Annotated in this window: 26 protein-coding genes; 12 read left to right on the forward strand and 14 right to left on the reverse strand. The window is 58.8% G+C overall.

Annotation, left to right across the window (positions count from 1 at the left end):
- Positions 1–336: 336 nt before the first annotated feature.
- The 3 genes from ACR0B7_RS03405 to ACR0B7_RS03415 form a co-directional block, all read right to left on the reverse strand.
- Positions 337–786, reverse strand: a complete 450-nt coding sequence (locus tag ACR0B7_RS03405; protein WP_170414468.1) for a hypothetical protein — start codon at positions 784–786, stop codon at positions 337–339.
- 184 nt (positions 787–970) lie between these two features.
- Positions 971–1,456 carry a hypothetical protein gene (locus ACR0B7_RS03410; protein ID WP_170484647.1) on the reverse strand — a complete coding sequence of 162 codons (486 nt, stop codon included), beginning with the start codon at positions 1,454–1,456 and terminating at the stop codon, positions 971–973.
- Between the two features lie 117 nt (positions 1,457–1,573).
- A complete protein-coding gene (locus ACR0B7_RS03415) occupies positions 1,574–1,753 on the reverse strand; it encodes a CTP synthetase (RefSeq protein WP_170484645.1) in 180 nt (59 codons plus the stop codon).
- A 687-nt stretch (positions 1,754–2,440) separates the two neighbouring features.
- Between ACR0B7_RS03415 and ACR0B7_RS03420 the strand changes: the two genes are divergently transcribed.
- Positions 2,441–2,980: a GNAT family N-acetyltransferase gene (locus ACR0B7_RS03420; protein ID WP_170484643.1), complete on the forward strand. Its 540-nt coding sequence runs from the start codon at positions 2,441–2,443 to the stop codon at positions 2,978–2,980.
- Between the two features lie 77 nt (positions 2,981–3,057).
- Here the strand turns inward: ACR0B7_RS03420 and lepA are convergent, their stop codons facing one another.
- Positions 3,058–4,857, reverse strand: a complete 1,800-nt coding sequence (lepA, locus tag ACR0B7_RS03425; protein WP_170386500.1) for a translation elongation factor 4 — start codon at positions 4,855–4,857, stop codon at positions 3,058–3,060.
- 255 nt (positions 4,858–5,112) lie between these two features.
- Here lepA and ACR0B7_RS03430 point away from each other — a divergent pair, with 255 nt between their 5' ends.
- Positions 5,113–5,424, forward strand: a complete 312-nt coding sequence (locus ACR0B7_RS03430; protein ID WP_170484641.1) for a hypothetical protein — start codon at positions 5,113–5,115, stop codon at positions 5,422–5,424.
- A gap of 66 nt (positions 5,425–5,490) precedes the next feature.
- Positions 5,491–6,432 (forward strand): LysR family transcriptional regulator, encoded by a 942-nt coding sequence (locus ACR0B7_RS03435; RefSeq protein WP_170484639.1) that lies wholly within the window; start codon positions 5,491–5,493, stop codon positions 6,430–6,432.
- On the opposite strand, the gene ACR0B7_RS03440 is transcribed toward ACR0B7_RS03435, so the two are convergent.
- Positions 6,429–6,872 (reverse strand): low molecular weight protein-tyrosine-phosphatase, encoded by a 444-nt coding sequence (locus ACR0B7_RS03440; protein WP_170484637.1) that lies wholly within the window; start codon positions 6,870–6,872, stop codon positions 6,429–6,431. The genes ACR0B7_RS03435 and ACR0B7_RS03440 overlap by 4 nt on opposite strands.
- A gap of 28 nt (positions 6,873–6,900) precedes the next feature.
- Between ACR0B7_RS03440 and ACR0B7_RS03445 the strand changes: the two genes are divergently transcribed.
- Together ACR0B7_RS03445 and ACR0B7_RS03450 are read left to right on the forward strand one after the other, a co-directional pair.
- Entirely contained in the window at positions 6,901–7,596 is a 696-nt protein-coding gene (locus tag ACR0B7_RS03445; RefSeq protein WP_170484869.1) for an NAD-dependent deacylase, read from the forward strand.
- A gap of 64 nt (positions 7,597–7,660) precedes the next feature.
- Positions 7,661–8,269, forward strand: a complete 609-nt coding sequence (locus tag ACR0B7_RS03450) for a DUF308 domain-containing protein (RefSeq protein ID WP_170484635.1) — start codon at positions 7,661–7,663, stop codon at positions 8,267–8,269.
- Between the two features lie 81 nt (positions 8,270–8,350).
- Here ACR0B7_RS03450 and ACR0B7_RS03455 read toward each other — a convergent pair whose 3' ends face one another.
- The 4 genes from ACR0B7_RS03455 to meaB form a co-directional block, all read right to left on the reverse strand.
- Positions 8,351–8,818 carry a copper chaperone PCu(A)C gene (locus ACR0B7_RS03455; RefSeq protein WP_170484633.1) on the reverse strand — a complete coding sequence of 156 codons (468 nt, stop codon included), beginning with the start codon at positions 8,816–8,818 and terminating at the stop codon, positions 8,351–8,353.
- Between the two features lie 44 nt (positions 8,819–8,862).
- Positions 8,863–9,258 carry a hypothetical protein gene (locus ACR0B7_RS03460; RefSeq protein ID WP_480680914.1) on the reverse strand — a complete coding sequence of 132 codons (396 nt, stop codon included), beginning with the start codon at positions 9,256–9,258 and terminating at the stop codon, positions 8,863–8,865.
- A 365-nt stretch (positions 9,259–9,623) separates the two neighbouring features.
- On the reverse strand, positions 9,624–9,911 hold the full coding sequence (gene rpmB / locus ACR0B7_RS03465; protein WP_039532366.1) for a 50S ribosomal protein L28: 288 nt from the start codon (positions 9,909–9,911) through the stop codon (positions 9,624–9,626).
- Between the two features lie 163 nt (positions 9,912–10,074).
- The gene (meaB, locus tag ACR0B7_RS03470; RefSeq protein ID WP_170576685.1) at positions 10,075–11,046 is read right to left on the reverse strand and encodes a methylmalonyl Co-A mutase-associated GTPase MeaB; all 972 of its coding nucleotides are present in this window, start codon (positions 11,044–11,046) and stop codon (positions 10,075–10,077) included.
- A gap of 228 nt (positions 11,047–11,274) precedes the next feature.
- Between meaB and hrpB the strand changes: the two genes are divergently transcribed.
- The 3 genes from hrpB to ACR0B7_RS03485 all read left to right on the forward strand — a co-directional run bounded on the left by hrpB (position 11,275) and on the right by ACR0B7_RS03485 (position 15,900).
- On the forward strand, positions 11,275–13,707 hold the full coding sequence (gene hrpB / locus ACR0B7_RS03475) for an ATP-dependent helicase HrpB (RefSeq protein ID WP_170576686.1): 2,433 nt from the start codon (positions 11,275–11,277) through the stop codon (positions 13,705–13,707).
- Positions 13,708–13,870: 163 nt separating this feature from the next.
- Positions 13,871–14,329: an NUDIX hydrolase gene (locus ACR0B7_RS03480; RefSeq protein WP_170484627.1), complete on the forward strand. Its 459-nt coding sequence runs from the start codon at positions 13,871–13,873 to the stop codon at positions 14,327–14,329.
- Positions 14,330–14,421: 92 nt separating this feature from the next.
- The gene (locus ACR0B7_RS03485; RefSeq protein WP_170576687.1) at positions 14,422–15,900 is read left to right on the forward strand and encodes an inorganic phosphate transporter; all 1,479 of its coding nucleotides are present in this window, start codon (positions 14,422–14,424) and stop codon (positions 15,898–15,900) included.
- A 4-nt stretch (positions 15,901–15,904) separates the two neighbouring features.
- On the opposite strand, the gene ACR0B7_RS03490 is transcribed toward ACR0B7_RS03485, so the two are convergent.
- The 3 genes from ACR0B7_RS03490 to ACR0B7_RS03500 all read right to left on the reverse strand — a co-directional run bounded on the left by ACR0B7_RS03490 (position 15,905) and on the right by ACR0B7_RS03500 (position 18,868).
- Positions 15,905–16,879 carry a 2-dehydropantoate 2-reductase gene (locus tag ACR0B7_RS03490; RefSeq protein WP_170484625.1) on the reverse strand — a complete coding sequence of 325 codons (975 nt, stop codon included), beginning with the start codon at positions 16,877–16,879 and terminating at the stop codon, positions 15,905–15,907.
- Between the two features lie 65 nt (positions 16,880–16,944).
- On the reverse strand, positions 16,945–17,907 hold the full coding sequence (locus tag ACR0B7_RS03495; RefSeq protein WP_170570102.1) for a pirin family protein: 963 nt from the start codon (positions 17,905–17,907) through the stop codon (positions 16,945–16,947).
- 118 nt (positions 17,908–18,025) lie between these two features.
- A complete protein-coding gene (locus tag ACR0B7_RS03500; protein WP_170570099.1) occupies positions 18,026–18,868 on the reverse strand; it encodes a phytanoyl-CoA dioxygenase family protein in 843 nt (280 codons plus the stop codon).
- A gap of 181 nt (positions 18,869–19,049) precedes the next feature.
- On the opposite strand from ACR0B7_RS03500, the gene ACR0B7_RS03505 reads away from it, so the two are divergent.
- Complete coding sequence (locus ACR0B7_RS03505) at positions 19,050–19,529, forward strand: peptidase associated/transthyretin-like domain-containing protein (RefSeq protein ID WP_170484619.1); 480 nt, start codon at positions 19,050–19,052, stop codon at positions 19,527–19,529.
- A gap of 5 nt (positions 19,530–19,534) precedes the next feature.
- A complete protein-coding gene (locus tag ACR0B7_RS03510) occupies positions 19,535–20,134 on the forward strand; it encodes a ferric reductase-like transmembrane domain-containing protein (protein ID WP_480680918.1) in 600 nt (199 codons plus the stop codon).
- Here the strand turns inward: ACR0B7_RS03510 and argF are convergent.
- Positions 20,131–21,057, reverse strand: coding sequence for an ornithine carbamoyltransferase (gene argF, locus ACR0B7_RS03515; RefSeq protein WP_170484616.1), 927 nt, complete (start codon positions 21,055–21,057; stop codon positions 20,131–20,133). The two genes, ACR0B7_RS03510 and argF, sit on opposite strands and share 4 nt — an antisense overlap.
- Positions 21,058–21,086: 29 nt before the next feature.
- The gene (locus tag ACR0B7_RS03520) at positions 21,087–22,274 is read right to left on the reverse strand and encodes an aspartate aminotransferase family protein (RefSeq protein ID WP_170570096.1); all 1,188 of its coding nucleotides are present in this window, start codon (positions 22,272–22,274) and stop codon (positions 21,087–21,089) included.
- A gap of 293 nt (positions 22,275–22,567) precedes the next feature.
- Between ACR0B7_RS03520 and ACR0B7_RS03525 the strand changes: the two genes are divergently transcribed.
- Positions 22,568–23,491 carry a DMT family transporter gene (locus ACR0B7_RS03525; protein ID WP_170484612.1) on the forward strand — a complete coding sequence of 308 codons (924 nt, stop codon included), beginning with the start codon at positions 22,568–22,570 and terminating at the stop codon, positions 23,489–23,491.
- 70 nt (positions 23,492–23,561) lie between these two features.
- Positions 23,562–24,137, forward strand: coding sequence for a GcrA family cell cycle regulator (locus ACR0B7_RS03530; RefSeq protein ID WP_170386449.1), 576 nt, complete (start codon positions 23,562–23,564; stop codon positions 24,135–24,137).
- Positions 24,138–24,514: the final 377 nt, after the last annotated feature.

Consider the following 24,514-nt stretch of genomic DNA (forward strand, 5'->3'; position numbering starts at 1 on the left):
AACAGTGCGCACCCGGTCGAATTTTCATCATTTCTGCGGGTGCAAACGTCTTTTCAGGCGCACGGGTCAAGATTTCTACAACCTTCAGACGCACAGGGCTGCGAATCGTACTGACCAGGATTCGCGGAAACCGCTTGGGAGTCAGGCGGACCAAACAGAAAACCGAGGGCGAGCGGCACCCTCGCAAGCGCCAAGGGTGCCGCCCGCCCTGCCTCCTCCCTGTGGAGACACTGGTTCCGTAAACTGAGAAGCGTCCAGCCCGACCGGCAATACCTACTACGTGCCACGAGCAATCGCAGCCAGTACCCCCTACAGCCCAATCGGGCCGGAAACACTTCAGTTCACCTGACGCTCCAGAACGGTGCTGTAGGTCGTTCCGTTTCGCAGGCTACGGAAATCCGCAAATATCTTTCCGTCTTCATACCGGGCATCGATCAGCGCGTTTGCACCAATCACCATTGGCGAGGTCTCGACAATCCCGATCTTGCCGGACCCATCTAGGCTAATCGTCCCGGTGGCCTCATTCTCGTTCCATGCGGTGTCACCGTCCCGGCGCCAGAGGCTTGGCCCCCAAAAGACGTTGTCTTCCTGCACCTGCACATCCAACATCCACTCGGCCTGATTGAACCGGGGCTCGCTACCGCTCTGGGCATGTGTCGGCTGAACAGTCGTATAGGTTCCCACCCATGTGCCGCGCAGATCGGGCGTGGTATCGGCCATCGCAGCCGTACCGAGGGTGAGTGTCGTGGCCAAAGCGGCTGCTCCGGCAGTCATGTATCTGGTCATTGGCTCTCCTCCCTGAGGTTTGGGCCGTTACTGGCCTGCTGAACAGATTGGAAGGGAGAGGGTCGGATGCAACTAACCTTAGGGAAACTTCATGAAGGGTTTAGGTGGCGCTTACCTGCCGCTCAAAGCAAAGGGCGCTCTGGCCCGAGCGCCCTTTCTCTAAGTCACTCTTAAAAATAGAAATTCAGTTCAGCTCCAAGCTACCCGAAATCGTGTTGACGAATTTCTGCGTATCCGGATCAGTGAAGGACGAGAACGTGCCGCCCCCCGTGGCGCTGGCCCAACCGCCCGTACCGCCGGACACTGACCAGTCGCCGGTCAATGCGCCGTCCGCACCGATCCCCGTGGCGGTCCAGCTCATCACTGCCTTGTCACCGGAGGTTGTATCAAAGACGCAATTGCCCGCGCCCGACACCTCGGCCCCCTTGACCAGCATCGAACCAAAACACGACCCCGTCGCCCCTTCCAACGGGTGACCGGCAGAGACCTCGAAACTGTCATAGTCGGTCTGAGATTTGATCACCGCGTGCCCGTCCGAAATGCCAAAGACCTGGTTCGAGCTTACGCCCGACCCCTTACCGGCGGCGTCATAACTTTCGGCCATAGCAAAGGTGCTGGACAGGCCGATGGTCAGGGCTGTGATTGCGGTCGCTGTTAAGAACTTGTGCATAATAACCTCTCATTTCTGAGGGTCTTGCGTTGCAAGCATATAATCAAAAAGGCCGCCTGAACGCGGTCCCTCGGGGCCGAGGATAACACATTCCGATCTTTGCGTCTAAACCGCGCCTTAACCTTCCAGCTTGCGCGCCACCATGTATGAGGCAGGGAACGCCGCAACAAAGCCCGCAACCGCAGCGATCAACATGGCCGTCCACGAGGCAAAGCCCAAAACCAAAACCGCAATCACGGCGGACCCGGCAAGGGTAGAACCAAGGAAGATGTGAAGGATCAGCGTCAGCGGTGACATAGGGGCCTCGTGTGTTCTGAGTGTTTTGGTGGAGACTAGAACTGAGGCTGAGGGTGGTCCTTGATCTGGGTCAGGGTGTGCCGTGATCTAGAGCGCAATTTCGACAGTCGATCAGCAGAACTGAGGGCCGCGACCGACCCGAGGGGAGGCGCAAACGCGCCGCCCGATTTGCCGGAGGCAAACCTTCGATTTGGCGGGGGCGGGTCGGCGCGACACAACGGTGCCGCCGGGTGAGAGGATTGAATTTCTATTTCAGCCCTGGCATTTAGAACTCTAATCAGGCACGATGGCATCTGTTAGCTAAAATTTGAGCTTATTTTCGTCTCACGCGCGACAAAAAAACGCGGATGACGTTGGGATATTTCAATTCCGTGAATTGACAGAACTTATTTTTTACACAAAAAGGCCTACGTTCTATATAGATGTAGTGAAAGAACGAGGGTCGGACCACTACAGAATCAGATATTGATGCACTGCGACCCGGTGCTGAGTTAACTTAGAGACCGGTGAGACAAATGGTTTTTTCGCTTTGGGAATTTCTTCGCTTTAGCGCTAGTCCAGACAAAAAGAAGGCACTCTTCTCAAGCGATAAAGAGGCTTATGACTTCTGCCGCCAGTTGTACAAGAACACAGGTGGTGTTACGCCTGAACTTCGTCGAGCATTTGAGAATTATCAGAAGAACATAGATGACGAGTGCAGAGAAGATTTCAGACCATCCGCATCCAGAAGTCACGTTACTGCGCACTAGAGACTGCCTCCGCAGTTTTTCATGTGGAGAACGAGAAATAGATAAGTGGGCCAAGGATAAGGCCCACAAATTTCACGAAAGACGAAGGGCACGAGTTTTTTGCGCAAGGTCAACGACCGACGGGCCTGCAATAGGCTTTTATTGCTTATCACTGTCCACCGAACAGACCTCAAAAATTTCGGCCGAGCACCGTGACGCGTGGTCAAATGGCGCACCCTTGATTTACATTGACTACCTAGCTGTCTCAGCTCCACGGCAGTCTTCTGGAATCGGCACGCATTTATTGGTAGACGCGCTTCGAAAAGCCTATGAAGTATCTAAGTATGTAGCTCCTTACGGGGTTGCATTGCGCTCCCTCAATGAACGCACCACTAAGCTCTACGAAAAATTCGGTTTCGGAGTTGCCCCAGATGAAGCTGGCCCGTCCCCGTTGATGATACTTCCCATTTGGAGCGTCATTCAACTTTTTGAGGGATAAACCCGAAAGAAGCTCCTCAAGCTATGCTAGGGTCTCGCTAACCGCTTTCGCGAACAGTCGTTCATGATGGACAGCTCTCAACTATCCATCTTCAACGCCGAAATAAACGCCTCCTGAGGGATGTCTACCTTCCCGAATTGGCGCATCTTTTTCTTACCGGCCTTCTGCTTCTCTAGCAGTTTGCGTTTCCGCGTGGCGTCGCCGCCGTAACACTTCGCGGTCACGTCCTTGCGCAGGGCGCTCAGGGTCTCTCGGGCGATGACCTTGCCTCCGATCGCGGCCTGGATCGGGATTTTGAACATGTGGCGCGGGATCAGGTCCTTGAGCTTTTCGCACATCGCGCGGCCCCGCATCTCGGCCCGGTCGCGGTGAACCATGGTCGACAATGCGTCGACCGGTTCGTCATTCACAAGGATCGACATCTTGACCAGCGCGTCCTCGCGATACCCGGTCATCTGGTAGTCGAAGGACGCATAGCCCTTGGTCACCGATTTCAGGCGGTCGTAAAAGTCGAAGACGACCTCGTTCAGCGGCAGGTCATAGACGACCATGGCGCGGCTGCCCGCATAGGTCAGGTCCATCTGGATACCCCGGCGGTCCTGACACAGTTTCAGCACGTCACCGAGGTATTCATCGGGCACCAGAATGGTCGCCTTGATGCGCGGCTCCTCAAGGTGGTCGACTTTGCTGAGGTCCGGCATGTCGGCGGGGTTGTGCAGCTCGATCATCTCGCCGTCTTTCATGAAGACGTGATAGATCACCGACGGCGCGGTGGTGATCAGTTCGATATCATATTCGCGTTCGATCCGGTCGCGGATGACCTCAAGGTGCAAAAGGCCCAGGAAACCGCAGCGGAAGCCAAAGCCAAGCGCGGCCGAGGTTTCCATCTCAAAGCTGAACGAGGCGTCGTTCAGGGCCAGTTTCTCGATCGCGTCGCGCAGGTCTTCAAATTCGGCCGAGTCCACCGGGAACAGACCACAGAACACCACCGGCTGCGCGGGTTTAAAGCCCGGCAGGGCGTCCTCGGTGCCGTTGCGGTCATTGGTGATCGTGTCGCCGACGCGGGTGTCGCGGACCTGTTTGATGGATGCAGTCAGAAAGCCGATCTCACCGGGGCCGAGGCTGTCCACCATCTCCATCTCGGGGCGGAAGACACCGACGCGGTCCACATGGTGCAGTGTTCCGTTCGACATGAACTTGACCCGCATGCCCTTTTTCAGGGTGCCGTCCATGATGCGGACCAGAACGATCACGCCCAGATAGGCGTCGTACCACGAATCCACCAGCATCGCCTTAAGCGGCGCGTCCAGATTGCCCTGCGGTGCGGGCAAATGGGTGACGATAGCCTCAAGCGTCTCATGGATGCCCTGCCCTGTCTTGGCGCTGACCTGAATGGCGTCGGTCGCGTCGATGCCGATCACATCCTCGATCTGTTCGGCCACGCGGTCACAATCAGACGCGGGTAGGTCAATCTTGTTCAGCACCGGCACGATCTCATGATCGGCGTCGATGGCCTGATAGACGTTGGCCAGTGTCTGCGCCTCGACCCCTTGGGTGCTGTCCACAACCAACAAAGACCCCTCGACCGCGCGCATGGACCGGCTGACCTCATAGGCAAAGTCCACGTGGCCGGGGGTGTCGATCAGGTTCAGCACGTATTGCTCACCATTGTCGGCGGTATAGTCGATACGGACCGTGTTGGCCTTGATGGTGATGCCGCGTTCACGCTCGATATCCATGCTGTCGAGCAGCTGTTCCTTCATGTCGCGATCCTTGACCGTTCCGGTCTCTTGAATGAGCCGGTCAGCAAGGGTGGATTTGCCATGGTCGATATGCGCGACGATGGAGAAATTGCGGATATGAGCGAGGTCTGTCATAGCGTCGGGATATGGTTTGAAAACGGGCGCTGGTCAAGGTGGGACAAAGCGGTCTGCGATCCTTATTTCCTTGGCGCAAGCCGTTGGGCCACACGCAGCCGTGTTTAGCCCCATTTTAGCCATTCTTTTCGCCATAATAAAAGAAATCACATTTCTGCATCGTGAGATTGATCCCGAGTCCGGTTTGATTCATACTCACGCACAAGCCGAGAGAGGCGTCAGATCTCTCCGGTCAGGCAAAAACGAGGCTCGAGCATGAAACAGTTCATCTTGACAGCACTATGCGCCACGGCGGTTTCAATGGCGGTTCCAACCGAGGCAGACGCGGCTCAGATCAAAAAGGCGTGTCTGGCATCCGACCGGGACGCCGCGACCCGCGATCGGTGTAGCTGCATTCAACGCGTGGCAAATCAGGCCCTCACGCGCAGCGACCAGAAAACCGTCGCCAAGTGGTTCACCGACCCCCACCAAGCGCAGGAACTAAAAATGTCTCAAACAGAGCGCGATGATGCTCTGTGGGACAGATACCGGGCATTCGGTCAAATGGCGCAGGCTATTTGCAGCTAGCACGCCTGGAATCCTTGACCTAACCCGCCCTGCGCCCCAGAAATGGCGCAGCGAAAGGTGCGTTGCATGGTTATGAAAGGGCTTACCCTGCGCGGCCTCGAAGTATTCGAGGCATTGGCGCGGACAGGGTCGGTGGCTCAGGCAGCCGAGATCACAGGGCTCAGCCAGCCATCTGTCTCGCAACAATTGCGCAATCTCGAAAATGCCTTGGGCACTGAGTTAGTGGACCATGGACGCCGCCCGATGCGGCTGACGCAGGCCGGGCGCAGCTTCCTGACCCGGACCGAGGCGATTCTGGCCGAACTTCAGATGGCCCAGAGCGAACTGACGGTGATGGACCTTGGCCATCTGACCACGCTGTCCATTGGGCTGATCGACGATTTCGACAATGACCTGACTCCGCGGTTGGCCACGTTGCTGGCCGACAGCCTGACCCGGTCAAAATTCAAGCTGATCACGCTGCCCAGCCTTGATCTGTTCGCGGACCTCGAAGCCCAACGCCTGCACATGGCAGTATCCGCACATTCAGGCGAGGTGCTTGAGGGGGTTGTCGAATATCCGTTGGTTCAGGACCCATTCATTCTGGTAACGCCCAAAGGGGCAGCAAACGCGATGCAGGAGTTGCCCTTTTTGCGCTATGCGCGGGAACAGCTAATTAGCCGTCAGATCGAAACGCATCTGTCCCGACAACAGCTTGAGTTTGAGGAACGGTTTGAAATCGGATCCCACCTTGCACTGATGGCGATGGTCGCGCGTGGGCTGGGCTGGGCGATAACAACTCCGCTGGGGTACATGCGTGCAGCACGTTTCCACGACGGGCTCGAGGCGCACCCGGCACCGTTCGGCGATTACGCCCGCATGATCTCGCTGTTCACCCGCAACGACTGGTCCGATCAGGTTCCGCAAGAGGTCGCAGGCATGATGCGCCGTCTCATGCGCACTCAGATCGTCGATCCAACCCTAGAGCAACTTCCATGGCTCAGCGACCGGCTGAAGGTCATGGGTTAACGTCTCAGGTAGTCAGTCAGGCCGTCAACCGCGGCCTCAATCAAATCCAATGCGCCATCGAAATCGCGGGTGTAGTACGGGTCGGGCACATGATCGGCCCCCAGCTGGGGTGCGAAATCGGTTAGAAGACGCACGGGGGTTTCATTTCCCGCTGGGCGCAGGCCCTCGATATCCGAAATGTTATTCGCGTCCATACCGACAATCAGGTCGAACCTGTGGAAATCCTCGGCTGCAAACTGCCGGGCGCGCAGATCGCCTAGTGCAACCCCACGCGCATCGGCCGCCTCTTGCATTGGGCCATAAGGTGGATTGCCCACATGCCAACCAGCCGTCCCCGCACTGTCGCTGGCATGATGTGGCGCGCGCGCCCGGAAAACGCCTTCGGCGGCAGGGGAACGGCAGATATTGCCCAGGCAGACAAACAGGATACGGTGGGTCATGAGCCAAGGTGTAGCGCGAAGGGCAAAGATGGAAAAGATCGTCATTCTGACTGGGGCCGGGATTTCTGCAGAAAGTGGGTTGGGCACGTTCCGCGACGAAGGGGGCTTGTGGTCGCAGCACCGGATCGAAGATGTAGCGACGCCCGAAGGGTTTGCTCGCGATCCCGCTCTGGTGCAGGGGTTTTACAATGCCCGACGCGTGCAGGCGGCTAAGGCTGAACCCAACCTAGCCCACCGTGCGCTTGCACGCCTTCAGCAAGACTGGCCCGGCGAGGTTGTGATCGTAACCCAGAACGTCGACAGCCTGCACGAGGCGGGTGGAGCCCAAGATGTAATCCACATGCACGGTATACTTGCAGGCGCGCTCTGTGCTGCGTGCGGCCATCGCTGGACTGCGCCGCCAGAAATGTCAGTGGGCGAACCCTGCCCCGCCTGCGCTGCACCCACCGCACGGCCGGACGTGGTATGGTTCGGCGAAATGCCCTATCACATAGACACGATTTACGATCACTTGGCTGGGGCTTCTGTCTTTGCATCCATTGGCACATCGGGCCAGGTCTACCCCGCAGCCGCATTCGTACACGAAGCCGCCATGTCCGGTGCCCGCACCGTTGAGCTTAACCTTGAGCCCTCGACCGGCGCGTCCAGCTTCGATGATGTGATCCTTGGCCCGGCATCAGAAACCGTGCCCCGGTGGGTGGACGAACTGCTGGGGCGGCGATAACCGGCAGACAGAAGCCCGAATTATCGTTATCATTTAAGGTGTAACCATTCTCGAAGGGGCTCTCATGACCGATCCCAATACCCAACAAGGCGAAATTCTGGACGATCAGGGACCGGATGGCCGCGACGCGCTTGGCGATCAACTGGCAGACCTGTGGTGGACCTTCCTGCTGCGCGGCATTCTGGCCGGGGTGCTGGGTATCGCGGCGCTGTTCTGGCCGACGGGCAGCATCGCCCTTTTGCTCAGGCTGGTTGGGCTATTGCTGGTCTTCGACGGCGGCCTGACCTTGCTGGGCTTCGGGCGGCGCGGCCTGATCGGGGGCGTCGGGATTGGCGCCCTCCTGATCGGCCTCATTCTGCTGATCTGGCCCGAGGGAGTCGCCCGCCTGACCTTCTTCCTGCTGGGCGCATGGGCGTTGATCGTTGGAGTGGGCTCGCTGATGGCCTGGCGTCAGATGCCCGACCAGAACCCGGACGCTGCAACGGTGCGCAACTCGGGGATTGTGGCGCTGGTCATCGGGCTCGTGCTGCTGTTCTGGCCCGGCAGCGGGATGGTCGCGCTGGGTTGGGCGATCGCGTTTTCGGCGCTGGCCTTCTCGGTCGTTATGTTCTTTCTCGCCGCACGCTTCAAACGCGCCCATGATCGCATCGCAATGCGGGTTGTGAACCGCTGAGGCGCAACGCAAACAGGCCGGGGTTTACCCGGCCTGACGCATGGATGACGGCCGCATCGCGGCCCGAAGACAGGCGTAACTTTAGTTGTTGTGTGACCCGTGGTCGCCTTTGCGCTCTAGATCAACCGGGATATCGACCACGATCTCACCAGCCTTTTCAAAGATCAGCGTGACCGGCACGGTTGCGCCATGTTCAAACGGGGCGGAAATCCCCATGAACATGACGTGATCCCCGCCACGCTTCAGCATATGAGTTTCACCCGCCGGGATAACGAACCCTTCTTCGACATGGATCATCTTGGCCACCCCGTTGGCCTCAACCTGATGCGTGTGCAACTCGACCCGTGCCGCAACATCCGATTCAGCCGCGATCAACCGGTCGTCGGCCTCACCCGCGTTCTGAATCATCATGAATGCGGCTCCCGCCTTTGCAGATTTCCCCGAGGAGCGCGCATAGGCGTCCTCGACGGTGATGCTATCCTGTGCCCAGGCGGCGGTTGTCAGGGTTGCAGCGGCAACGGTGGCCAGCATTTTGAAAGTGAAGGACATAAAGCCTCTCCTGATTTGAGTTCTTGATTAGTTGGAAAACCGCATCAAGCCCAAAAAGGAGGCGCGCGAGCTGGTTGGGACGCAACCACCGGAATGGTGAGATCGCCCAAATCACGTTTCAACGTCGGCAGGGGTTGCTTCGGCGCGTCTGGAAGCGCCGCTTCTGCCAAAGAAACAGTACCCAGCACCGTCAAAGCGTAGTCGGGACAGAAATGCGGTGCCTGCGTCGGTTGCCCCTCGGCATCGACATACACAACCACTGGGCCGTTCCCGGTGCATAGCACCATGTGCCCGACCGCAACGTCCATTCCGCGAGAAGCCGCAAAACCCTGCCCCGTCAGAATAACGAGCAGCGCAAGAGCAAAGGGCAGAATTCTATTCAGAGCGGATTTCATTCTGCCCAAGGTATAGGCCAGAGACAATTCCGGCTTCAAGCGCATTCAGGCGCTTGAAGCCTTGGGGTCAGAGGAAAGTGTCAGCTGTCCAATTCCGGTCGTTTGACTGAACCTTTGGTCAGACTTGTATGCAGCCGGTTCACCTGACGTTGCATCCGAAAGCATGTCCCAAAGGTCTTGCCGAAAAATGCGGCCAACACTGAGAAAGAATCGAAAGATTTGAAAGACATGAGGGCAAACTCCGCCAGAAAAATATGCCTAAACATATTCCTCTCAGAGTCCGGTGTATGTGAACAAAGTTACGCTACACGGGTTGATTGCGCCAAAACCGCGAACATCCTTAGCCCACACAAAAGAAAAGACCCTGCACCACTTGGGTCCAGGGTCAAAAAATTCGCAGTCAAAAAGGATTAGGCCGAAGCTTGCGCCTTGGCGATTTCCTTTTTCACTTTCAGTGCGTTCGCGGACAGTTCTTCGTCCTTGGCTTTTGCCAGGAACGCGTCCAGACCACCGCGGTGGTCAACCGAGCGCAGAGCAGCAGCCGAAATGCGCAGCTTGACGCCACGGCCCAGAGTCTCGGACTGCAGGGTAACGTCGTTCAGGTTGGGCAGAAAACGACGACGAGTTCTGTTTTTGGCGTGGCTGACATTGTTGCCAGTCATCGGGCCTTTTCCGGTCAGTTCGCAACGGCGCGACATGGTTTCTTCCTTTGTTTCTGGAGGCCGGGCATACCGCCCTCGGCCAAATCACAAGGGGCGCAACCCGAAGTCGCGCCCGAAAACTGGTTGGATGCGTGTAGTGGGAATCGCCGGAAGGGTCAAGACGGGCCAGCAGAATTCTTTGACTTTACCTGTCACCCCTTCAGGTCAGGGTTATCAACATCTGTTCCGCCGCCGCCGCGGGGCTCATGCGGCCTTGCGAAACTTCGGCGCTCAGGCGCTCCATCTCGGCGCGCGCCTGCGTAGTTGACAGCCGCGACAGAAGCGCCGAGCGCACTTCCTGCTCGAACCAATACTGCGCCTGCACCGCCCTGTTCCTCTCCCAATGACCCGAGTCGCGACGCCATTGGGTCAGAGATTGAATTTCGGACCAAGCGTCCTCCAACCCATGCTCCTCAACCGCAGAAACCGTCATGGCCTTGGGAAACCCTTCTGGGTCCTGTGGGCGTTTGCGCAGCAGGCGTAAGGCACAGGCGTAGTCGGCACAGGTGCGGGTGGCCGTGGCTTTGAGGTCGCCATCCGCCTTGTTCACAAGGATCATATCCGCCATTTCCATGATACCGCGCTTGACGCCCTGCAACTCATCCCCACCCGCAGGCGCGAGCAGCAGCAGGAACAGGTCGGACAGTTCGGACACAACGGTTTCCGATTGCCCAACGCCCACGGTTTCGATCAGCACAACGTCAAACCCGGCCGCTTCGCACAATGCGATCGCCTCTCGTGTGCGGCGCGCAACACCACCTAGATGAGACTGACTGGGCGACGGGCGGATAAAGGCGGCGCGCTCGCGGCTCAGCCGTTCCATTCGGGTCTTGTCGCCCAGAATTGACCCGCCCGAGCGGGCAGAGCTGGGATCAACAGCCAGAACCGCCACGCGAAGCCCCTGGCTGATCAGCATCATGCCAAAGCTCTCGATAAAGGTGGATTTGCCCACCCCTGGTGTCCCTGACAGTCCGATCCGCAGCGCCTGCCGTTCTGACCCGGCCAACTGAGCCAGCAACTCTGTCGCCTGCGCCCGGTGATCGGCGCGACCACTTTCAACCAGCGTAATGGCACGGGCCAAAGCACGCCGGTCCCCGTTCAATATCCTGTCTGCCAGGCCGTCTATTTCCATTTTGACCCCGATCCTTTGCGGCAGGTCTACTTGCCGCCCCAATAGGGGGTTTGTCCAGACCGTAGAGCGTGCGAAATGTGCCCACCGCCTGCTATTCGCGCCGGGGTGTTGCCGCCGGTCCTCTGTTGGACGTCCGTAGGTAAGGCGTCAAACCTGCCGACGCGAAACTCCGACCATGTGCCGACAGGGGAACTGGACGTTGCCGGACCATTCGCGGATAAAGCCACCATGACACGCCTGCCCATCGACGACGCCATTCCCGATCTTATCGAGGCCTTGAAAGCCTCGGGTCGCGCCGTGTTGCAGGCGCCACCGGGTGCGGGCAAGACGACGCGAGTGCCGTTGGCGATACTGGATGCCGGGCTATGTGACGGTCGGATTGTTATGCTCGAGCCACGCAGACTGGCCGCACGCGCAGCCGCTGAACGCATGGCCGAAACGCTAGGCCAGCGCGCTGGCGAAACGGTCGGATACCGCGTGCGTGGCGAGACAAAAGTATCCAAGGCCACTCGGATCGAAGTTGTGACCGAAGGGATTCTGACACGCATGCTGCAATCCGAACCCGATCTTCCGGGTGTGGACGCGGTTATCTTCGATGAATTTCACGAAAGATCTTTGAACGCGGATTTCGGACTTGCCCTATGCCTTGAAGTCACGGGGGCGCTTAGGGATGACCTGATCCTTCTGGCAATGTCCGCGACATTGGATGCCGAACCGGTTGGACGCCTGATGGACGCCCCGTTGGTCACGTCCGAAGGCCGCAGCTTTCCGGTGGAAACGCGCTGGCTTGACCAGCCGATGGGGACACAGGCACGACGGCTGGACGCCTTGGTCGATCTGGTCACAAAAGCCGAGCGGGAAACCAAAGGGGGAATGTTGGTGTTCCTGCCCGGCGAAGGAGAAATCCGCCGCGCCGAGGCGGCGTTGACCCGGCGCTTGCCCAAAAACTGCGAGATAAGGCCGCTTTTTGGCTCAATGCCTTTCGCAGAGCAACGCAAGGCGATCGCTCCGACTGATAGCGGCCGCAAAGTGGTATTGGCCACGTCGATTGCCGAAACCTCGCTGACCATCCCCGATATTCGGGTGGTCGTGGATATGGGACAGGCGCGGCGGGCGAGGTTCGATCCGGGCTCGGGCATGTCCCGCCTTGTGACGGAACGCGTCACACGTGCCGAAGCGACGCAACGCGCTGGCCGCGCCGGGCGGGTGGCCGAAGGCGTTTGCTATCGACTGTGGTCCAAGGGGGAAGAAGGCGCGCTGGCCGCCTACCCCCCAGCCGAGATCGAAGCAGCCGACCTGACCGGGCTGGCCTTGGAATTGGCCCTGTGGGGGGCAGATCCCGGTGATCTGGCCTTTCTGACCCCTCCGCCAGACGGCACGATGACCGAGGCGCGCAACTTGCTGCAAATGCTGGGTGCGCTCGACGGCAAGGGCCGGATCACCGATCACGGACGGGCATTAGCGGCGCTGCCCTTGCATCCACGCCTTGGACACATGCTGGTGCAGGCCGGGCCCGACGCGGCAGTTCTGGCGGCGCTGATGGCCGAACGGGACCCGCTCAATGGGGCTCCGGCGGATATTCTGCTGCGGCTTGAGGCGTTGCGCGACACGCGGGCCTTTCAGCGCAATCGGGTCTGGCAGGTGAACACAGGCGCGGCAGACCGGATCAGGGCCGAGGCCAAGCGACTGCGCAACCGGGGCAGTCGTTCAGACCTAAGCCCGGCATCCATGGCCGCGCTTGCTTATCCCGACAGGATCGGACAGCGACGCAAGGGCGACGTGCCGCGCTATGTTCTGTCCGGTGGCAAAGGTGTTGTGCTGGACAGCGAGGATACGCTGGCAGCGGCCCCCTACCTTGTGGTCACCGACACCGATGGAAACCCGCGCGAAGCACGCGTGCGCATGGCCGCCCAGATTTCCGAGCGGGAAATCCGCGACTTGTTTGCGGATCAGATCGACTGGGTCGAAGCGTGTGAATGGTCGAAACGCGACCGGCGCGTCATCGCTCGGCGGCAAGAGCGGTTTGGCGCGATCACTCTGGATGACCGGATATGGAAAGACGTCCCAAGCGATGCCGTCGCCCAAGCCATGCTGGACGGCGTGCGAGACCTCGGGTTGGTCCTGAACGGGGCCGCCGCGCGTCTTGCAGCGCGTGTGGAACTGGTAAGGGCCGAAGGCGTCGATCTGCCGGACTTCTCCGCCCAGGGGCTGATGGACACGGTGGAAGACTGGCTGCTGCCCATGCTCGGGGGGGTGCGCAATGCTGAAGATTGGAAACGGTTCGACCTGCTGCCCGCGCTTCGCTCTCGTCTGGACTGGGGGCAGACGCAGGAACTGGATCGCCGCGCGCCCGGGTCTTTTGAAACACCACTCGGGCGCAAGGTTCCCATCGACTATGGCGGCGCGGTGCCCGAAATATCGGTACGCTTGCAAGAACTGTTTGGTGTCACGCGTCACCCGATTGTCGGTGGTGAGGCTTTGAAGATCACCTTGCTTTCGCCAGCCCGACGACCAATCCAAATCACCCGTGACTTGCCTGGGTTCTGGGCCGGATCCTATGCCGATGTTCGCAAGGATATGCGCGCGCAATACCCTAAGCACCCCTGGCCCGAAGATCCCACCCAGGCCGACCCAACCCTACGGGCCAAACGGCGCAGCTAGGGTGCGCGTTGCGATTCTTTAACTATTTCCATCGAATATCACCTTTTCCTGATGGCGGGTTGGCGCGTGGTTCCGCGCAACAAGGATAGGTGCATTGAAGATATTGCATTTCGTTGTTATGTCACACGCGTTTCCACGTTTGGCTCGTGTAAGTGACCCTGATTTGACAAAATGGCTGCGAAATATCTGGGAGGAGGTCGCCAGACCTTTATTCCTGCGCCCCCGCCGGGTGCAGTTTGCAGCTTTGTGCGTCCGGGATGCCTATGACGGGCCAGAGGTTTTGCTGATCACCAGCCGGGATACTGGTCGTTGGGTCATCCCTAAAGGTTGGCCGATAGATGGGCTGGACGGGCCTGAAACCGCACGGCAAGAAGCCTGGGAAGAGGCCGGGGTACACCCTCAAAGGCTTGGGAAAGACCCGATAGGCCAATACACTTACGACAAAATCCTCAAGGATGGGTCCGCTCAGCCGGTTTTGACCAATGTGTACCGGGTTGAGGTACGAGAGCTGGCAGACGACTTCCCCGAAGCAGGGCAGCGCCAACGGGAATGGGTTTCACCTTTGACGGCGGCCGAACGCGTCTGGGAACCCGAACTAAGCGAACTGCTGCGTCAAATGTAACAAAATCGCAGCTATTTGATGACAGACCGGTTGCTTGCAGAGGTAAAACCGTTTAGCGGCCTGCGTCGAACACAGAAACCCGATGAAACCCCATGTCAAACTCGAACACCAAAACCCGCTGGCAGGCACTGGACAGCGATCTGCACCGTATTTCACGTGTCGAAAGCGCAAATGTTCATGTTGCGCGCCCCTTGCTTGCTCCGGGTATCGCGCTGGCTTTTATTGCCCTGGCGGGCCTCTCGGCTGCAATTCTATTCGGGCGCGCTGATGGCGGTCTGATTGTTGTCGCGGCGGCGGCGTTCGGGGCGTATATGGCGATCAATATCGGCGCCAACGACGTTGCCAACAACATGGGTCCGGCCGTAGGTGCAAACGCGCTGACGATGGGCGGCGCGATCGTTATCGCAGCCATTGCCGAAAGCGCAGGCGCGTTGCTGGCAGGCGGAGATGTGGTCTCAACAATTTCCAAAGGGATCATCGACCCGGCATCGGTTGAGAACAGCAACGTGTTCATCTGGGCCATGATGGCAGCGCTGATTTCCCCTGCAATGTGGGTCAATCTGGCAACCTGGGTCGGCGCACCGGTATCCACCACCCATTCGGTCGTGGGCGGCGTGATGGGCGCTGGCATCGCAGCAGCCGGGCTGAGCGCGGTAAGTTGGGGCACGATGAGCGCCATCGCCGCAAGCTGGGTGATATCGCCGGTATTGGGCGGTGTCATTGCAGCCGGGTTTCTCGCGCTGATTAAGGCTAAAATCCAATATCAGGACGACAAGATCGCAGCCGCGCGGCGCTGGGTTCCCATTCTTGTTGCAGTGATGGCTGGCGCGTTTGCCACCTATCTGTCGGTCAAAGGGCTCAAAAGGATCGTTAAGATCGATCTGGAAATGGCCCTGCTGATTGGCTTGGCCGCCGGTCTTCTGGCGTGGTCCGTCACCGTTCCGTGGGTCCGCCGCAAATCCGAGGGGCTGGAGAACCGCACAAAATCTCTGAAAACGCTGTTCGGCCTGCCTCTTGTCATCTCTGCCACTTTCCTCAGCTTTGCCCACGGCGCGAACGACGTCGCCAATGCCGTGGGTCCGCTGGCAGCGATTGTGCACGCCGCTGAATTCGGCGATTTTGCCTCGAAGGTTGCGATCCCAACCTGGGTGATGGTGATTGGCGCATTTGGCATCTCTTTCGGCCTTTTCCTGTTCGGGCCCAAGCTGATCCGAATGGTGGGAAGCCAGATCACCAAGCTGAACCCGATGCGCGCCTTCTGCGTGGCATTGTCGGCCGCGATCACAGTGATTGTGGCAAGCTGGCTGGGTCTACCGGTCAGCTCAACTCATATCGCGGTAGGAGCGGTCTTTGGAGTTGGATTCTACCGCGAATGGCACTCGGACCGCCGGTGGAAAAACTCGAACCACAATCGTCCTCCCGAGCGGCGCTTGGCGCGTGAGGAACGCAAGCGGCGAAAACTGGTCCGCCGTTCGCACTTTATGACGATCGTGGCCGCCTGGGTTATCACCGTACCTGCAGCCGCGACCATGTCCGCGTTGATATTCTGGATACTGACAGCGTTTCTATAAGGCGCTAGCGTGTAATCTGTTCAGGGCACAGTGCGTCTGACTGGCCCTGTTCGATCAGCGTGCGCACCCGTTGGCAGATCGGTGTTTGAACGCCGCTTTTTTCGCCCAGCCGAATGATCTCACCCTGCAAACTGTCAATTTCAGTTTCGCGCCCCGCCTGAACATCATAGGCCATGGATGTACGTGCCGAAGGGTCGATCCGTATCATCCGCGCCGCAATCCTCGAAAACAGCGGTGTCGGCAAGCGCAGGATATGCGGGGTCATCCACGCGGGCAGAGGCGTGGTCGAGGCGACCGGATGCCCGGCGGCCTTCAGAACAGCCAGCGCCTCATCCATTTGATCCGCCATCAAGCGACGCCAGCTTCGGTCAAGGAGCTGCTGTTTCAATGTTAGCCCCGACAGAGCATTCAGCGCGTTATTGAGGTTGATGACCAGCTTGCCCCACTGGACGGAGTCTATGTCGTCACTCTCGACAACCGGCAGATCAGTACTGCTTAGCACGCGCCCCAGTTCACCCAGGCCGCTTTCGATAATGATCTCGCCCGATGTCGCACGGTGGAAACGACCGGGACCGGACGGCACGACGTTGAACGGAACCATGCCCGCACGGACATCGCGGTCTGGCAGGGCAGCGCGCAGGATGCGGACATTCTCCATCCCATTTTGCCAAGACAGGACCGGTGCCGATTTCGGTGCAAACTGCGCAATTTGGGCCGCCATTCCCGCCGTTGCCCCGGTTTTTACCGTCACAATCACCAGCTCTGCACAGCCCATCCTGCTGGCGTCCTGGGTCAGCTCCAAATCCGCTGCTGCTATAGTGCGCTGCATGCCCGAATAGTCAGTAACGGCAAGCCCCCCAGATCGGATCGGATCAAGAATACGCGCACGGCCCAGCAGTGTAACGTCATGCCCGGCATAGGCCAGCAACGCCCCGCAATAGCACCCAATGCTGCCAGCCCCAGCGATCACGATTTTCATGATGTCCTCCGTTGGCCGCAAGGATCGCTGGGAATTGCGACACGGGCAAGACCCCTAACGCTTGGTCAACGCGCAAGCCGGGGGCGGGTGCGATCCAACTCCTCAGAGATTGGAATGAACTCCTGATCGTCTCCGGGCGGCAGATGAAACGCCCCGTTTGCCCAGTCTGCGGCTTTCCATTCCCGGCTGGCCGCTTCGATCTTTTCCTTGGACGACGACACGAAATTCCACCAGATATAGCGATCCTCGTTCATCGTTGCCCCACCCAAGAGCATCAATCGCGCCCCCAGCGGCCCGGCCTTTGCCGACAGGTGATCGCCGGGGCGAAAGACCATCATTCGCCCTTCCTCGAACGTATCCCCCGCGATCTCGACAGTTCCCTGAGTGACATAGACGCCGCGATCCTCATGATCGTCGGGCAGCGGGAAAGATGCACCCGGGTCCAACTGAACATCCAGATAGAAGGTTTCCGACATCATCGTAACAGGGCTGGTTTCCCCATAGGCCGACCCAAGGATCAACCGCGCACTGACCCCATTGTCTTCGATATGAGGGAGAGCCCCCTGTTTGTGGTGTTCAAAATCCGGTGCCATATCCTCATGCGCTTCCGGCAGGGCGATCCAGGTCTGAATACCGAACAGGCTGTGTTTCTTGCCCCGCGTTTCCTCGCTGGTCCGTTCCGAATGAGTCACACCTCGGCCTGCCACCATCCAGTTGACCTCGCCGGGGTAGATCATCTGATGTGTGCCGAGACTGTCGCGGTGCTCGAACTCTCCCTGATACAGGTAGGTTACCGTACCCAAGCCGATATGCGGATGCGGACGGACATCAATACCACCATCGGTGATAAATTCGGCTGGACCCATTTGATCGAAAAAGATGAAAGGACCAACCAGTTGCCGCTTGACCGATGGCAGAGCGCGGCGCACCTCGAACCCGCCCAGATCTCGAGCGCGCGGGATTATCAATGTCTCAAGCGCTGGATTTTCGGATACACATTCGGGGCTGTGGGTGGGGTTCCAACTCATTCCTGCTTCTCCTGCGACCAAGGGTCTATCGTTCACAAATGCAAGATATAGAACGCAATTTACCAATGTAATCCGCGCAAGTGCACATGAAACGTGCGGAACATATCGTTATGTTATTTCATAACGTCTCACGCGGCCATAGTTGAGGGAAAAAAGCTCCGTCTATACTGTCGCCGTCGCGATAACCCGCTGCCTCGAACTGTGCGCGTTCACACTTGGCCCAATCCCCTCGATACCGTATCACGCCGTCTGGCGCGGTCATGCGGAGGGTGAAGCGACGAACGGTTTCGGTCGGCGTGACCGAGGACAGTCCGCCATGCAAAGTGCGCATATCAAAGAAGATACAGTCGCCCGGCTCCATATCCCATTGCAGCAGGTCATACGCATCCGGGTCCGCATTTACATCAGGAGGCGGGTGGTAAGTGCGACCGGCAACCTCGGTCGGCTCATAGCTTGGGTGCCCGTCGGCAAATCGGACGCGCATAAACAGCTTGTCCCACAGGTGCGAACCTTTGACGAAAGCTATTCCATTCGCCTTGTCTACCGGTTCCAGCGGCAGCCACAGCACGCACATCGTGCCTTCAAAATCGAAATAGGACAGATCTTGGTGAAAGGGAGGACGAGAGGTTGATCCCGCTTCACGCAGAAACCAATTGTCCATGACCAGATTGATCGAAGGCGCGCCTAGCAACTGCGCCGCCAGTGGAGCGCAAGGCGAGTTATGGACGAAGTCCGAGAATTGGGGAAATTTGCTCCAAGCCCAGTAGTCCTCGAAATAAGCCGGGGCGTCGGGATCTTTCGTGTGACGTGTGAAATTTCCAGTTGGATTGGCGAGGTCTGCGTCGATACCATCGCGCAAGGTATCCAGCCACCTAGTCGAAAACTTTGACCGCAACATCACTGCTCCGTCCCGCTGAAACGCGGCGATCTCATCGTCTGATACACGATCTGTCTGGGTCATACGGCACGTCTTTCAAGCAAAGATCGGACCCTGAAAAGATTGCACCCCAAGAGGCAGGCGGTCAAAGGAATTCACATTTCCCGTCTCAGCCTCGGAATATGCGGCAATCGTGCTATTCTTCTAGCCCAGACATGCCCGGCATAGCCCGGGCGGGTGACTAGTCTTTGAATACGAGGTTCGCATGACCGGTTTTTCAATTTCTCGACGTTCTCTGATTGCCGCTGGCGGAGCTGTCCTTGCGTCGGGCCTCCTCTTGCCTGCGCGGGCCAAAGGTCTTGCACCCACCCCATCGATGCGGGGAGGTGCCAACAATTATCGCCCCGGCGCGCCCATCGTAAAGCAGATCGGAGGCGGTGGTTTCTGGATGACCGGTACGGTGCGACGCGCCGGGGATGGTGCCCCCCTGCCCGGCCAGCGCATTCAAATCTGGGCTCACACGACCGAAGGGCACGAGCGCGATCCACAAAGTCACGGCGCGACCCTGACCGATGCGAATGGGGCATTCCGACTGGAAATGCCCCAGATTGTACCAGCTTTTGGGCAACCCCACGGTCATCTGGCCTATGACAGCGGTGACTTTGAGACAGTTTTTCTGCGCCCTGTCATGGCGAGCGCGAAAGACACGACCCTGACCGCTCATTTCGTGTTGCAACCCGTCTGAGACGCGTGTTTCGGACAATCGTGATCTGGGCGATACTGATCGCCGTCCTGCTGGTACCGCTCGTGGCTGCGGGGTTCAGCCCCTATCTGGCGTGGCGCGACCCTGTCTACATCGTTGCGGGTTTTGCCGGAATACTCGGCCTGTGCCTGCTGTTGCTTCAACCGTTGCTGGCGGGCCGCTGGCTTCCGGGCCTTTCACCATTGGATAGTAGGCGCTGGCACCGCAGAAGCGGCATCGCGTTGGTTGCCGCCGTTTCTGTGCATGTGGTCGCGCTTGGCATAACCAGTCCGCCGGACGTTGCGGACGCCTTGCTGTTTGTCTCTCCCACCCCGTTCTCGGCCTGGGGCGTCGTTGCAATGTGGGTGACACTTGCGGTCGCTCTGCTGGGCTTATTCCGACAACGCACGAAACTCCGTTTCCGTGTCTGGCGCCTCGGTCACACGGGGCTTGCCTGCGTTGCAGTTGTCGGCAGCGTAGTGCATGCATTGCTGATCGAAGGCACCATGGAGGTCATGTCAAAGACCCTGCTGTGCGTTCTGGTTGTGCTGGCAAGCGCCCGAACGCTTGCCCGCATGCGTGTATGGGACGTGCAGAGGCGCGACTAAACGCCGAGACACCAGCGCATCACCGCCTTTTGCGCATGAAGACGGTTTTCGGCCTCGTCAAAAATCACTGAATTCGGCCCATCCATCACTTCGGATGTCGCCTCCTCCTCGCGGTGGGCAGGCAGACAATGCATGAACAGCGCGTCGGGTTTGGCATGCGACATCAACTCCTCATTAACCTGATAGGGCCGCAGCAGATTGTGACGGCGTTCCTTGGCAGACTGAGAGTCGTGCATCGAGACCCAAGTATCCGCGACCACGAGGTCCGCGCCCTCGACCGCCTTGAAAGGGTCACGCTCTACCACGATCTTGGACCCTTTTTGGCGCGCAAAACCCATGAATTCTTCTTCGGGGTCGAACTGCGCGGGGCCGGTAAATGTAAGGTCGAAACCGAACTGGCCAGCCGCGTGCAGGAACGAGGCACAGACATTGTTACCATCGCCGGTCCAGACAACTTTTTTGCCAGCGATCGGACCACGGTGTTCCTCGAACGTCAGGACGTCCGCCATGATCTGGCAGGGATGCGTCCGGTCGGTCAGGCCATTGATCACCGGCACGTCTGAGTATTCCGCCATCTCGGTCAGGATCGTTTCGTCAAAGGTTCGGATCATGATCATGTCGACATAGCGCGACAGAACGCGCGCGGTATCGGCGATGGTTTCACCATGCCCAAGCTGCATGTCCTTGCCGGACAGGACCATCGTTTCACCACCCAACTGCCGGACCCCGACGTCAAAGGACACGCGTGTCCGGGTCGAGGGTTTTTCAAAGATCAGCGCGACCATACGACCCGCCAGCGGTTGCTCATCATCCAGGGCAGCTTTCGGGCGGCCAAGGCGGGCCTGCTTCATCGCGCTTGCCTGATCAATCATGCTCCGTAACTCGGCAGCATCGGTCTTGTGGATATCAAGGAAGTGGTTCATCTGATTTCGCTTTTCTATTCAATTACATCTCAGGCAGAGGCCATGTCGCTTTCGATCTGGGCGGCGGCCTTTTCAAGCCTGATGACTGCCTGCGCAATGTCGTCCTCGGTCAAGGTCAGAGGAGGCAGCAGGCGGATCACGTTGTCGGCGGCAGGAACGGTGATGACTTCGTTGTCATATCCTGCGTTTACTACGTCCGTGTTAAGCGGCTTGCACTTGACGCCCAGCATAAGACCGGTGCCACGCACCTCTTCAAAGACCTCCGGGTGATTGGCGATCAAACCTTCCAGTTTTTGCCGCAGCATCCCGGACTTTCGATTCACGCCCTCAAGAAACGCAGGCGTCGCAACCTGATCAATTACGGCACAGCCCACAGCACATCCCAGCGGGTTGCCGCCATAGGTCGAGCCATGAGTCCCCGCTGTCATGCCACTGGCCGCATCTTCTGTCGCCAGAACAGCGCCCAAGGGGAACCCTCCGCCAATGCCTTTGGCCACCATCATGATATCAGGTGTGATCCCCGCCCATTCATGAGCAAACAGCTTACCGGTGCGCCCCACCCCGCATTGCACTTCGTCCAGAATGAGCAACAGACCATTGTCGTCACAAATCTGGCGCAGGGTCTTCAGCTCGGCGTCGGGAACCGGACGGATGCCGCCTTCGCCCTGAATGGGTTCTATCAGGATGGCCGCCGTTTGATCGGTAATGGCATTGGTGACACCGTCGAGATCCCCGAACGCGACATGCACGAACCCGGGTAGCAGAGGGCCGAACCCCTTGGTCATCTTCTCTGACCCTGCAGCAGTGATTCCTGCGGACGAACGACCGTGGAACGAACCGTCAAATGTAATGATCTCAACCCGTTCAGGCTGACCTTTGTCATAGAAATACTTGCGGGCCATTTTCACGGCCAGCTCGCAGGATTCTGTACCGGAATTTGTGAAGAAAACCGTGTCGGCAAACGTATGCTCGACCAGCTTGTCGGCCAGCGCCTGCTGCTGCGGGATGTGGTAGAGGTTCGAGACATGCCACAGCGCATGCGCCTGTTCGGTCAGCGCGTTCACCAGCGCCGGATGCGCGTGGCCCAGCGCGTTGACCGCGATACCCGCGCCGAGATCCAGAAAACGTCGGCCGTCCGCCTCGGTCAGCCATGCGCCTTCGCCCTTTACGAATGTCAGGGGCGCGCGGTTATAGGTCGGCAGAACGGACGGGATCATCGGATCATCCTTTTCGATATGTTGAGCCCCGTGAGTGATACACTAGGCCCATGTTAGTCAACTGATTTGGTGGGAAGTGCGCGCTTTCTAAGCGCACGCAGGATCAAACTTGCCGGTTACGCAGCGATGCGTCGGCGTCGGAGGTGCAGGATATGTGCGCGTTTGATCATGGGCGGTCGTATAGCCGTACTCGACACATCTGAAAACCCCGATTTTTAAGGGCGGTCGTTTTTCACCCCGTGACTCTGCATTTGCCACTTGCCATTTGCCAGCCACTGACGCACCGGTTGCGCATGACGCCAACTCACCAAAACCCGCCGCTTGCGGCTCTGCTGATCCTTGCGGCAAGCTCTCTGCTCGCCGGGACGACGCTGTTGGCCAAGGCTTTGGGGACTGATGTGCTGGGCCCGGCATTACACCCGCTGCAGATCAGCCATGGTCGCTTTCTGTTTGCATTTCTGGTGATCGTCAGCGCGGTGGCCATTTTGCGCCCACGCCTTTCCCGCCCACATTGGGGGCTTCATGTGGGTAGAACCAGTTTCGGATGGCTGGGAATCACGTTGATGTTTGCCTCGGTCGCCTTCATCCCGATTGCCGACGCAACGGCGATTTCCTTTCTGAACCCGGTCTTTGCAATGGTGCTGGCCATCCCGTTGTTGAAAGAGGGCGTCGGCCCCTGGCGGTGGCTGGCCGCAGCCGTTGCCCTGGCTGGCGCGCTGGTTTTGCTACGACCAACACCACAGAGCTTTCAACCCGCCGCGCTGCTGGCTCTGACTGCCGCCGCCGTGATCGGGATGGAACTGATCTTCATCAAGAAACTCTCTGGCCGCGAAACCCCGATCCAGATCCTTTTGGTCAACAATGCGATGGGGCTGACCATCGCCTCGGTCGCCGTGAGCCTTGTGTATCAATGGCCAACGCCTCAGCAATGGGCGGCCTTGGCGGGCATCGGTGCACTGATGGCCTGCGCACAGGCCTGTTTTGTAAACGGGATGGCACGCGCTGATGCGTCATTTGTGGCGCCTATCAGCTATGCCACGCTGGTCTTCGCTGCATTTTACGACTTCGCCGTATTCGGCGTGATCCCGGATGGAATCAGCATGATCGGCTCTGCGATTATTCTGACCGGTGGGATAATCCTGGTCTGGCGCGAAGCACGACACCGCCGCTCAGCACCTGATTCGAGAACCGCTTGTAACTCGGCACACAGTGATTAAAATAGGGACCGAGACGAATTCCCAAGGCGGCCCGAATCCGGGGCCGCTTTCCGCTTTTGAAAGGCAAATGATGTCCTGGACTGACGAGCGTGTAGAGCTGCTGAAAAAGATGTGGGGCGAGGGCCAGTCGGCCAGCCAGATCGCCAAGGAACTGGGCGGTGTGACCCGCAACGCGGTGATCGGCAAGGTCCACCGTCTGGGCCTGTCGAACCGCGCAACCGGCGCGACCCCGGCCAAGGCTGAACCCAAGGAAAAACCGGCACCAGCGCCGAAGGCCGAGGCCAAGCCTAAACCCTCGCCCAAGACCGAGCCCGCGCGTCCTGCGCCTGCTCCGGCGGCCGAGGCGAAGCCTGCCGTGCCCGCCCGCCGTCAGATCATCCCGGCGGGCCAACCGCTGCCGCCGCAACCTTCGGCTAATGAGATCAGCCCCGAGGCGCTGGCCAAGGTCAACGAGGTCGAGAAGAAGGCCAAGAAGCTGACCCTGATGGAACTGACCGAGAAAACCTGCAAATGGCCCGTTGGCGACCCCGCGACCGAAGATTTCTGGTTCTGCGGCCTGCCGGTTGAAGCAGGCAAACCCTATTGCGAGGCGCATGTGGGCGTGGCGTTCCAGCCGATGAGCTCGCGCCGCGACCGGCGGCGGTAACTACAGTCGGATAGCACGCCAATATTCAGGCGTGCATCCTAGAGGCAACAAATTGGCTGGCCATTCGCCCTGAGGCGGCTGGCCGGTTCCATTGATCGAACTGTTGGCATCACACCCGGCTAAATCGGCAGATGTACTCCGATTTAGGCACAATGCATGTATCTAACGGCATGGCTCGTCCAACTGTGTTGCAAACCATGCGCCGAACTCGCCGGTTAAACCTCTGCATGAACTACGTGACTTTTCCTTTTGCGCAACGGTGACAAGTTACTAGTCCACGTACAAATGGTACTTTCACGGACTGCTGATTGTACACGCTGTGGACGGCCTGAACATCTACAACTGGCCCTCAAGAAGACAGAGGTTTGATCCGGTCG

The organism is Ruegeria sp. BB6 (assembly GCF_056539385.1).

Coding starts and splice junctions, on each gene's coding strand:
- ACR0B7_RS03405 (WP_170414468.1), bottom strand. CDS start 786: ATGACCAGATACATGACTGCCGGAGCAGCCGCTTTGGCCACGACACTC.
- ACR0B7_RS03455 (WP_170484633.1), bottom strand. CDS start 8,818: ATGTCCTTCACTTTCAAAATGCTGGCCACCGTTGCCGCTGCAACCCTG.
- ACR0B7_RS03520 (WP_170570096.1), bottom strand. CDS start 22,274: ATGATCCCGTCCGTTCTGCCGACCTATAACCGCGCGCCCCTGACATTC.
- ACR0B7_RS03530 (WP_170386449.1), top strand. CDS start 23,562: ATGTCCTGGACTGACGAGCGTGTAGAGCTGCTGAAAAAGATGTGGGGC.
- ACR0B7_RS03450 (WP_170484635.1), top strand. CDS start 7,661: ATGACCGATCCCAATACCCAACAAGGCGAAATTCTGGACGATCAGGGA.
- rpmB (WP_039532366.1), bottom strand. CDS start 9,911: ATGTCGCGCCGTTGCGAACTGACCGGAAAAGGCCCGATGACTGGCAAC.
- lepA (WP_170386500.1), bottom strand. CDS start 4,857: ATGACAGACCTCGCTCATATCCGCAATTTCTCCATCGTCGCGCATATC.
- ACR0B7_RS03415 (WP_170484645.1), bottom strand. CDS start 1,753: ATGTCACCGCTGACGCTGATCCTTCACATCTTCCTTGGTTCTACCCTT.
- ACR0B7_RS03460 (WP_480680914.1), bottom strand. CDS start 9,258: ATGCGCTTGAAGCCGGAATTGTCTCTGGCCTATACCTTGGGCAGAATG.
- ACR0B7_RS03525 (WP_170484612.1), top strand. CDS start 22,568: ATGACGCCAACTCACCAAAACCCGCCGCTTGCGGCTCTGCTGATCCTT.
- argF (WP_170484616.1), bottom strand. CDS start 21,057: ATGAACCACTTCCTTGATATCCACAAGACCGATGCTGCCGAGTTACGG.
- ACR0B7_RS03490 (WP_170484625.1), bottom strand. CDS start 16,879: ATGAAAATCGTGATCGCTGGGGCTGGCAGCATTGGGTGCTATTGCGGG.
- ACR0B7_RS03445 (WP_170484869.1), top strand. CDS start 6,901: ATGGAAAAGATCGTCATTCTGACTGGGGCCGGGATTTCTGCAGAAAGT.
- ACR0B7_RS03500 (WP_170570099.1), bottom strand. CDS start 18,868: ATGACCCAGACAGATCGTGTATCAGACGATGAGATCGCCGCGTTTCAG.
- ACR0B7_RS03420 (WP_170484643.1), top strand. CDS start 2,441: ATGACGAGTGCAGAGAAGATTTCAGACCATCCGCATCCAGAAGTCACG.
- ACR0B7_RS03440 (WP_170484637.1), bottom strand. CDS start 6,872: ATGACCCACCGTATCCTGTTTGTCTGCCTGGGCAATATCTGCCGTTCC.
- ACR0B7_RS03485 (WP_170576687.1), top strand. CDS start 14,422: ATGTCAAACTCGAACACCAAAACCCGCTGGCAGGCACTGGACAGCGAT.
- ACR0B7_RS03430 (WP_170484641.1), top strand. CDS start 5,113: ATGAAACAGTTCATCTTGACAGCACTATGCGCCACGGCGGTTTCAATG.
- meaB (WP_170576685.1), bottom strand. CDS start 11,046: ATGGAAATAGACGGCCTGGCAGACAGGATATTGAACGGGGACCGGCGT.
- ACR0B7_RS03495 (WP_170570102.1), bottom strand. CDS start 17,907: ATGAGTTGGAACCCCACCCACAGCCCCGAATGTGTATCCGAAAATCCA.
- ACR0B7_RS03410 (WP_170484647.1), bottom strand. CDS start 1,456: ATGCACAAGTTCTTAACAGCGACCGCAATCACAGCCCTGACCATCGGC.
- ACR0B7_RS03505 (WP_170484619.1), top strand. CDS start 19,050: ATGACCGGTTTTTCAATTTCTCGACGTTCTCTGATTGCCGCTGGCGGA.
- hrpB (WP_170576686.1), top strand. CDS start 11,275: ATGACACGCCTGCCCATCGACGACGCCATTCCCGATCTTATCGAGGCC.
- ACR0B7_RS03435 (WP_170484639.1), top strand. CDS start 5,491: ATGGTTATGAAAGGGCTTACCCTGCGCGGCCTCGAAGTATTCGAGGCA.